Source organism: Streptomyces triticirhizae, assembly GCF_003696235.1.
In the GTDB taxonomy this organism is placed as follows: domain Bacteria; phylum Actinomycetota; class Actinomycetes; order Streptomycetales; family Streptomycetaceae; genus Streptomyces; species Streptomyces triticirhizae.
This window is the reverse complement of the sequence record NZ_RFFJ01000232.1, coordinates 1-8,637: the sequence shown is the minus strand read 5'-3', so window position 1 is coordinate 8,637 and position 8,637 is coordinate 1. Positions and strand designations below refer to the sequence as shown.

Below are 8,637 nucleotides of genomic sequence, written 5' to 3'. Positions count from 1 at the left end.
CCCCGCGCCCACGCCAGCCGCCCCCGCGCCGGGCGCCCGCTCCGCGCGGTCCAGCTCGCGCAGCGCCCCGCGCCGCGCCTCCGCGACCGCCTCAAGCCCCGAGGGCGAGTAGTCCGGGAGCGCGGAGACGCCGGGGCGGGTGCCGAGCGCCGAACCAACCGCCGGGTCGAGGTCGGCAAGCGTCTCGACATGGGCGTCGGCGATCATCCGAGGAGTGGAAGGCAGCATTGTGTCATCCTCATACAGCACGGGACACAACGGAAGGCACACGTGTTCGATCAGCTGATCGGTCGGGAGCACTCCTCCGGCCTGCTGGACGCGGAGATCGCCAGGACCGTGAGCAGCCACGGCGGCCTCGTGCTGATCGCGGGCGAGGCGGGCATCGGCAAGACCGCGCTGGTCACGGGGGCCGCGCGGGAGGCGGGCAGGCGGGGCCTGCTGGTGGTGGGCGGCGCCTGCTGGGACGCGGACAACGCCCCCGGGTACTGGCCCTGGGTGCAGGTCCTCCGGATGCTGCGGCGGCAGCTCGACCCGGGGGAGTGGGAGGAGTTGGAACGCGCCTCAGCGCACGCGCTCGGCGCGCTCCTCTCCGATGCCGACCCCTCGGTCGTCGCCCACGGCGCCGAGCCCCCCGACCCCGACCGGGCCCCCGACCCCGACCGGGCCCCCGACCTCGACCCCGCCCCCGACCGGGACCCCGACCGCGAGGAGAACGGCCCGGCGCGCGACGGGTTCGCGCTCTTCGACGCGGTGACCACGGCGCTGGTCACCGCCTCCCAGCGCCGCCCGCTGATGGTGGTGCTCGACGACCTGCACTGGGCCGACCCGGCCTCGCTGAGGCTGCTCCGCTTCGCCGCCCAACACACCTGGTTCGAACGGGTGTTGCTGGTGGGCACCTATCGGGACTCCGAGGTGGAGCTGGGCGGTGAGGACGGCGCGGCCCACCCGGCGCGCGACGCCATGATGCCGCTGCTGGCCAGGGCGACCACGGTCTCGCTGGGCGGCCTGGACGAGGCCCAGGTCGGGGACCTGATCGACCGCACGGTGGGCCGCGCCGCCGAGCCGGAGCTGGTGGCCGAGGTGCACCGCCGGACCGGCGGTAACCCGTTCTTCGTCGAGCAGACCGCCCGGCTCTGGCACGGCGGTGGCGCGGTCAGCGCGGTCCCGCCCGGCGTGCGCGACGTGGTGCGCCGGCGCGTGGCCGTGCTGCCGCGCGCCGTGGGGGAACTGCTGCGCCACGCCGCCGTGTTGGGGCGGGAGTTCCACCGGCAGGTGCTGGCCGCCAGCCTCGCGACCCCGCCCGCCCGCGCCGACCGGCTGCTGGAACAGGCCGTCACCGCGCGCCTGGTGCTCCAGCGCGACTCCGGCCGCTTCGCCTTCGCGCACGACCTGGTCAGGGAGACGCTCTACGCCGAGCTGGACGAGGCCGAGGCGCGCCGCCGCCACGCCGCCGTGGTGCGCGCCCTCGACCAACAGCCGGCGCTGGCCGACCGGGTGGTCCCCGCCGACCTCGCGCGCCACGCGCACCTCGCCGGCGACGAGGTCGAGCCGGCGCACGCCCTCGCGCTGCTGCGCGCGGCGGCCGCCGACGCCACCACCCGGCTGGCGTTCGACGAGGCGCACGGGCATCTGGTGCGCGCCTACGCGCTGGCGGCGCGCGCCGACCCGCACCGCCGGGTACTGCTGGGCCTGGAGTTGGGCGAGGAGTTGGCCTGGCGCGGCGAGTGGGACGCCGCCTGGCCGTACTTCGACGAGGTGTTGGCCGAGGCCGACGAGCTGGCCGATCCGATGCTCTCCGCGCGGGTCGCGTTGACCCTCCACACCTCGCGCGCCGCCCGGCGCGGACGGATGCGGGACGTCCTCCCCGAGCTGCTGGCCCGGGCCCATCGCGGGCTCCTGCCCGGTGACGCGGCCGTGGGGCGGCCGCCGGAGGGCGCGGGAGCGCCCGACCAGACCCCGTCCGACCAACCCCCGTCCGACCAGGCCGCGATGGACCGGCTGGCCGGGGAACTCAGCGTGCGGCTGGCCGTGTTGGGCCGGCGCGGCCAGGACGACGACGCGCTGGCCTTCGGCCTCACGGCGCGGCACGACGCGATCTGGGGCCCCGGCTCGGCGGCCGAACGCGCCGTGCTCACCGAGGAGATGACGGCCGTCGCCCGCCGCGCCGGTGACGCCGAGCTGGAACACGTCGCGATGGCGCTGCGCTGGGTGGCGCTGCTGGAGCTGGGCGACCCGGACTACCTCAAGCAGCTGCGCGAGTTCACGGCCACCACCGCCCGCCAGGACCGGCCGCGCTTCGAGCTGTCCTCGCTGATCGACCGTTCCGTGATCGCCACGGTGCACGGCGCGTTCGCCGAGTCGGAACGGCTCCAGGCCGAGGCCGCCGGGATGGTCCGGCAGGACCGGCGGGACCGCTGGTACCACCGGTACATGCTCCAGCTGAGCTGGTCACGGCTGCTGCTCCAGGGCCGGCTCGCCGAGGTGGACGAGCTGCTGGCGCGGATGCCGGAGGTCAACTACCACTATCCGGAGCTGCTGGAGGGGATCACGGCCGTGCACCGGGGCGACGCCGACACGGTCTGCCGCGCGCTGGCGACCGCCGGCGACGGGGAGCGCTATCCGCGCCATGTCCAGGCGCTGTGGCTGCGGTTCCGGGCCCAGGGCGCGGCGGCGGTGGGCGATCCCGAGGGCTGTCGCGCGGCGCGCGCGGCGCTGCTGCCGTTCGCCGACCAGTGGGCGGTGTCCTTCTACGGCTTCGATGTGAGCGGCCCGTTCGCGCTGTGGCTGGGCGAGGCTGAGGCCGGCCTGGGGAACTGGGCGGCGGCCGTGGAACGGTTCGCCGCCGCCGCGCTGACCGCCGACCGGATGCGGGCCGCGCCGTGGGCCGTCGAGGCGCGGCTGCGGCAGGCCGAGGCGGTGTTGGCCCTGGGCGAGCCGGACGCGGGGGAGGAGTCCGAGGCGCTGCTGCGGCTGGTGCTGGACGAGGCCGAGCGGCTGGGCCTGGAGCGGTCCCTCGGCGAGCGGGTGCGGGCGGTCCGCGAGGGCCGGCCACGGCTGGGTCAACGGGCGGGCGAGGAGGCCGAGTTCCGCTTCGACGGCACGGTGTGGACGCTGCGGTTCGCCGGCCGCACGGTGCGGCTGCCGCAGGCCAAGGGGCTGCGGGACCTGCACGAGCTGCTGGCCAGGCCCGGCTCGGACGTGCCGGCGACCCGGCTGCTCGACCCGGCGGGCGGCGCCGAGCTGGTCGCGGCGCGCTCGCTGGGCGGCGACCCGGTGCTGGACGACGCCGCGAAGGCCGCCTACCGGCGGCGGCTGACCGACCTCGACGCGGAGATCGACCGCGCCGACGCGCGCGGCGACGACGAGGCCGCCGCCCGGCTGGACGCGGAACGGGCCGCGCTGCTCGCGGAGCTGCGCGCGGCGGCCGGCCTGGGCGGGCGGGCCAGGCGGCTGGGCGACGAGGCCGAGCGGGCGCGGAAGACCGTCACCGCCCGGATCAGGGACACCCTGCGGCGGCTCGACGAGCACCACCCCGAGCTGGCCGAACACCTGAGGGCCGCCGTCACCACCGGCGCCACCTGCGGCTACCACCCACAACGGATGGTCGCCTGGCGGCTGTGACGCCGGTGTGACGCCGGTGGTGACCCGGGCCCCGGGCCGGTGCCCGCCCGGGGCCCCGCCAAGCCCCCGCCAAGCCCCCGTCAACGGGCCCTACTTGCGGTTGTAGAGCCGCATGGTCAGGGTGCCGAAGACCGCTATCAGCAGGGCCGAGGCGATGAAGACCCAGCCCAGCTCGCTGCCCTCGACGTTCCCGTCCATCAGCCCGCGCACGGCGGCCACCACCCGGGTCACCGGGTTGACGTCGACGAACGCCTGGAGCCAACCGGGCATGGTGTCGGGCGAGACCATGATGTTGCTCAGGAAGGTGGCCGGGAACAGCACCATCATGCTGACGCCCATCACCGACTTCTCCGAGCGCAGCAGCAGCCCGAACATCGTCCACACCCACGAGAACGCGAACGAGAAGCCGACCAGCAGCAGGATCGCCAGCACCACGCCGACCGGCCCGCCGTCCGGGCGGTAGCCCAGGATCAGGCCCAGCACCAGGATGACGACCGAGGCCATGCTGTAGCGGAACATGTCGCCCAGCAGATAGCCGACCATCGCCGACGGCCGCCACACCGGCAGCGTCCGGAAGCGGTCGAAGACGCCCTTGGCGATGTCCGTGTTGACGGCGACGCCGGTGTACATGGTGGTCATCACGACGCTCATCACCATGATCCCCGGCAGCAGGAACTGGAGGTACTCGCTCGTCGAGCCCGCCAGCGCGCCGCCGAAGAGGTAGGTGAACATCAGCGTCATCATGATCGGGAAGATCGTGACGTCGAAGAGCTGCTCGGGCACGTGCTTGATCTTCAGCATCGCCCGCCAGCCGAACGCCGTCGACGCGGCCAACGCGCTGGGGCGCGGCGGCCGTTGACCCGGGGCCAGCACGGCGGCGAGGGTCGCGCGGTCCGGCTCGAAGCCGTCCGCCGCCTCGGGCGCCTGCCCGGCGCCGGTGGTGGTGGTCTCCGTAGCGGTGCTCATGCCACGCTCTCCTTCTGCTCGTCGGACCGCTGCGGGTCGATGGTCGAGGTACCGCCCAGAGGGCTTCCCGAGGCGGGCTCGGCGGCGGCCTCGCCGGCCTTCCGCTCGGGCTGGGTCGGCTTGCCGGTGAGGGCGAGGAAGACCTCGTCGAGGCTGGGCTGGCCCAGCGCGAAGTCGTCCACCACGATCCCGGCGAACGCCAGCTCGCCCAGCGCCAGCGAGGCGCGCTCGGCCGGGCCGTTCTCGCCCTCCCGGACCAGCAGCCGGGCGGAGAGCGAGACCGGGTCCGCGTCCAGCAGCACCTCGGTGCCCAGCCGCTCGGCCAGCAGCCGGCGGGCCGCCTCCCGCTGGTCGGCCTCGCGCAGCCGGACCCGCACCGAGCCCGAGCCGATCGAGGACTTCAGCTGCCCCGGGGTGCCCTCGGCGATGACCTTGCCCGTGTCGATCACCGCGATCCGGCCGGCCAACTGGTCGGCCTCGTCCAGGTACTGCGTCGTGAGCAGCACGGTGGTGCCCTGGGCGACCACGGCGCGCACGATGTCCCACACCTGGTTGCGGGAACGGGGGTCGAGGCCGGTGGTCGGCTCGTCCAGGAAGAGCAGGTCAGGCGTGTTGAGGATGCTGGCGGCGATGTCCACGCGGCGCCGCATCCCGCCCGAGTAGTTCTTCACCTGCTTGTCGGCGGCGGCCGTCAGCCCGAACGCGTCCAGCAGCGCCGCCGCGCGCTCCCTGGCCGCGGCCTTGCGGTGGCCCAGCAGCCGGGCCAACAGGATCAGGTTCTCCGCGCCGGTGAGGTCCTCGTCGACCGAGGCGTACTGCCCGGTCAGGCTCACCCGGGAGCGGACCGTGTCCGCCTCCCGCACCACGTCGTGGCCGAAGACCCTCGCCTCGCCGCCGTCCGGGCGGAGCAGCGTCGCCAGCATCTTCACGGTGGTGGTCTTGCCGGCGCCGTTGGGCCCCAGCACGCCGTAGACGGTGCCCGCCGGAACGGCCAGATCGACGCCGTCCACGGCGCGCAGCTCACCGAATGTCTTGACGAGTCCCGATGTCTCGATCGCCAACTCGCCCTTGCGCTCACTCATTCCGGTCCTTCCAGGGGTGACGCTCGTGTGTTCCGGTCGATGTGCGGTAGACCGGGGCCGAACGGAGAACTCATCGCTCCGCTCGCAAGTTTTTTCGATATCCGTGTGTGAGGCGGTCAGCCTAGGGGCAGGGTCTGACAACGGCCCCCGACCAGCGCCGTTCCCCCGCGCCGTTCACCCCACGTAGGGGCGGCGCTCCTTGGCCTCGCGCAGCGCCAGGCCCCACCAGACCAGCTCGTCCAGCAGCGCCTCCGCCGCGCGCTCCAGCGCGGGGCCGCCGAGCGGCCCGGTCAGGTCCACGGCCACGCAGTTGCGCACGGTCACCGAGCGCAGCTCGTTGAAGACCAGCCGCAGCCCCGCCGCCGCGAGCTGGCCGCAGGCGCCGTGCCCGTAGGAGACGAACCCCACCGGCTTGGCGTGCCACTCGTCGTAGGCGTAGTCCACGGCCTGCTTGAGCGAGGCGGGATAGCCCCAGTTGTACTCGGGGGTGACCACGGCGAAGCCCTCGGCCCGTTCGATCGCGCCGGCGAAGCGGCACATCTCGTCCGTGGGCTCCTCGGGGAAGCGCGCGGGAAAGGCGTAGTCGACGAGGTCCACCAGCTCGACCCGGAGATCATCCCGCCCCCGCGCCCGCCCCAGGAACCACTCCCCCACGGCCGCGCCCATCCGCCCCTCGCGGGTGCTGCCCAGCAGCACCGCCAGCCGCAGCGGCTCCGCCGCCGCATCCGTGGAACGTGCCACCGTCGCTCGCCTCCCCTGGCCCTCGTCCGTCCGTGCCCTCTCACCACCGAAGGCGCGAGACGCACCGCCAGATCGGATCTAGCGGTGTGCCCCGGACGCGCACGAGGGGGGAGCGAACGGCCTCGGGCCGCCCCGCCGCGTGACGGCGGGACGGCCCGGCGGCTCCTCCTCCCGGTCCCTACGTCCCCGCAGCCCCCGCATCCGCCGGGGCCGTCGCGCGGAAGTCCAGCCGCCCGTCCGCGACGTCCACCGTCAGCGCCGTGTGCGGCGTCAGCTCGCCGCGCAGCAGCCGCCGCGACAGCTCGTTGGTCACCTCGCGCTGGATGGTGCGGCGCAGCGGCCGGGCGCCGTACTCCGGCTGGTAGCCGCGCTCCGCCAGCCAGTCCACGGCCGCCGGCGTGAACGTGACGGCCACGTCCTGGGCGTGCAGCTGGTGCCGGGTCTCGTTGAGCATCAGGTCGGTGACCTGCCGCAACTGCTCGCTGCCGAGCTGGCGGAAGATCACGATCTCGTCGATCCGGTTGAGGAACTCGGGGCGGAAGTGCTCCCGCAGGGGGCGCAGGACGCGTTCCCTGCGCTCCTCCTCATCCCCGTCCGCCCCCCGGCCAAAGCCGGCCCGGGGCCCGCGCGCGCTGATCGCCTCGGAGCCCAGGTTGCTGGTCATCACGATCACCGTGTTGGTGAAGTTGACCCGCCGGCCCTGCGCGTCGGTCAGCCGCCCGTCGTCCAACACCTGGAGCAGGATGTTGAAGACGTCCGGGTGCGCCTTCTCCACCTCGTCGAGCAGCAGCAGCGAGTACGGGTCGCGGCGCACGGTCTCCGTCAGCTGGCCCGCCTCCTCGTGCCCCACATAGCCGGGCGGGGCGCCCACCAGCCGGCTGACGGTGTGCCGTTCCTGGTACTCGCTCATGTCGAGCCGCACCATCCGCTCGTCGCTGCCGAAGAGCGCCTCGGCGAGGGTCCTGGCCAGCTCGGTCTTGCCGACGCCGGTCGGCCCCAGGAACAGGAAGCTGCCGATCGGCCGGTCGCCGCTGGACAGCCCGGCCCGCGAGCGCAGCACCGCGTCAGCGACCGCCGAAACCGCCTCGTCCTGGCCGATCACCCGCTCCCGCAGCCGGTTCTCCAGGCCCAGCAGCCGCTCCCGCTCCTCCTGGGTGAGGCTGCTCACCGGGATGCCGGTGGCCCGCGACACCACGTCGGCGATGTCGTCCACAGTGACCTCGGCGATCCGTTCGCGGTCCTGGCCGCGCCGGCCCGACTCCTCGATCCGGCGCTCCAACTCGCTGAGCCGGTCCCGGAGTTCGCTGGCCCGCTCGTAGTCCTCCGCGGCCACCGCCTGGTCCTTGTCGCGCTGCGCCTGCTCCTGCTCGCGCTGGAGCGCCCGCACGTCGCCGCTGGTCGTGGACGCGCTCATCCGCACCCGCGCCCCCGCCTGGTCGATCAGGTCGATCGCCTTGTCCGGCAGGAACCGGTCGGTGAGATAGCGGTCGGAGAGCTGGACGGCGGCCAGCAGCGCCTCGTCGCTGTACCGCACCTGGTGGTGCGCCTCGTAGCGGTCCCGCAGCCCGCGCAGGATCGTGATCGCGTCGTCCGTGGTCGGCTCGGGCACCAGGATCGGCTGGAAACGGCGGGCCAGCGCCGCGTCCTTCTCGATGTAACGCCGGTGCTCCTCCAGCGTGGTGGCGCCGATGACATGCAACTCGCCCCTGGCCAGCGCCGGTTTGAGGATGTTCCCCGCGTCCATCGCGCCGCCGCCGCCGTCGCCGCCCCCGCCGCCGGCGCCGACGACGGTGTGCAGCTCGTCGATGAACACGATCACCTCGTCCGACTGGGCGCGGATCTCGTCGATCAGCCCCGTCAGCCGCTCCTCGAAGTCGCCCCGGTAGCGCGTTCCGGCCACCAGCGCCGAGAAGTTGAGCTGGATCACCCGCCGCCCCAGCAGCACCTCCGGCACGTCGCCCTCGGCCATCCGCTGCGCCAGGCCCTCGACCACCGCCGTCTTGCCGACGCCGGCCTCGCCGATCAGCACCGGGTTGTTCTTGCCCCGGCGGGCCAGCACCTCGATGGTCTGCTCGATCTCGCTCTCCCGGCCGATCACCGGGTCGATCTCGCCGTCCCGCGCCAGCGCGCTCAGGTCCCGGCCGTAACGGTCCAGGTTCGACGCCCGCCCCGCGCCCCGCCCGCCCCCGGGCCCGCCCGGAGCGCGCGCCCCCGCGCCCGGCTGGGC

The 8,637-nt window shown here is 74.4% G+C and carries 5 protein-coding genes and 1 pseudogene; 1 reads left to right on the top strand and 5 read right to left on the bottom strand.

What is annotated here, in order from left to right:
- Window positions 1-228, bottom strand: a pseudogene (locus EBN88_RS26420) (hypothetical protein); the annotation flags it as partial.
- Between the two features lie 42 nt (window positions 229-270).
- Between EBN88_RS26420 and EBN88_RS26415 the strand changes: the two are divergent.
- Complete coding sequence (locus EBN88_RS26415; protein WP_233580984.1) at window positions 271-3,621, top strand: ATP-binding protein; 3,351 nt, start codon at window positions 271-273, stop codon at window positions 3,619-3,621.
- A 90-nt stretch (window positions 3,622-3,711) separates the two neighbouring features.
- On the opposite strand, the gene EBN88_RS26410 is transcribed toward EBN88_RS26415, so the two are convergent.
- From EBN88_RS26410 to EBN88_RS26395, 4 genes are all read right to left on the bottom strand, one after another.
- Window positions 3,712-4,587 (bottom strand): ABC transporter permease, encoded by an 876-nt coding sequence (locus EBN88_RS26410; RefSeq protein WP_122399562.1) that lies wholly within the window; start codon window positions 4,585-4,587, stop codon window positions 3,712-3,714.
- Window positions 4,584-5,669, bottom strand: coding sequence for an ATP-binding cassette domain-containing protein (locus EBN88_RS26405; RefSeq protein WP_122399561.1), 1,086 nt, complete (start codon window positions 5,667-5,669; stop codon window positions 4,584-4,586). The genes EBN88_RS26410 and EBN88_RS26405 overlap by 4 nt, the downstream gene beginning before the upstream one ends.
- 174 nt (window positions 5,670-5,843) lie before the next feature.
- Complete coding sequence (locus EBN88_RS26400) at window positions 5,844-6,410, bottom strand: NADPH-dependent FMN reductase (protein WP_233580983.1); 567 nt, start codon at window positions 6,408-6,410, stop codon at window positions 5,844-5,846.
- Between the two features lie 178 nt (window positions 6,411-6,588).
- Window positions 6,589-8,637: ATP-dependent Clp protease ATP-binding subunit (locus EBN88_RS26395; protein WP_147472857.1), on the bottom strand; the 2,049-nt coding region annotated here is incomplete at its 5' end.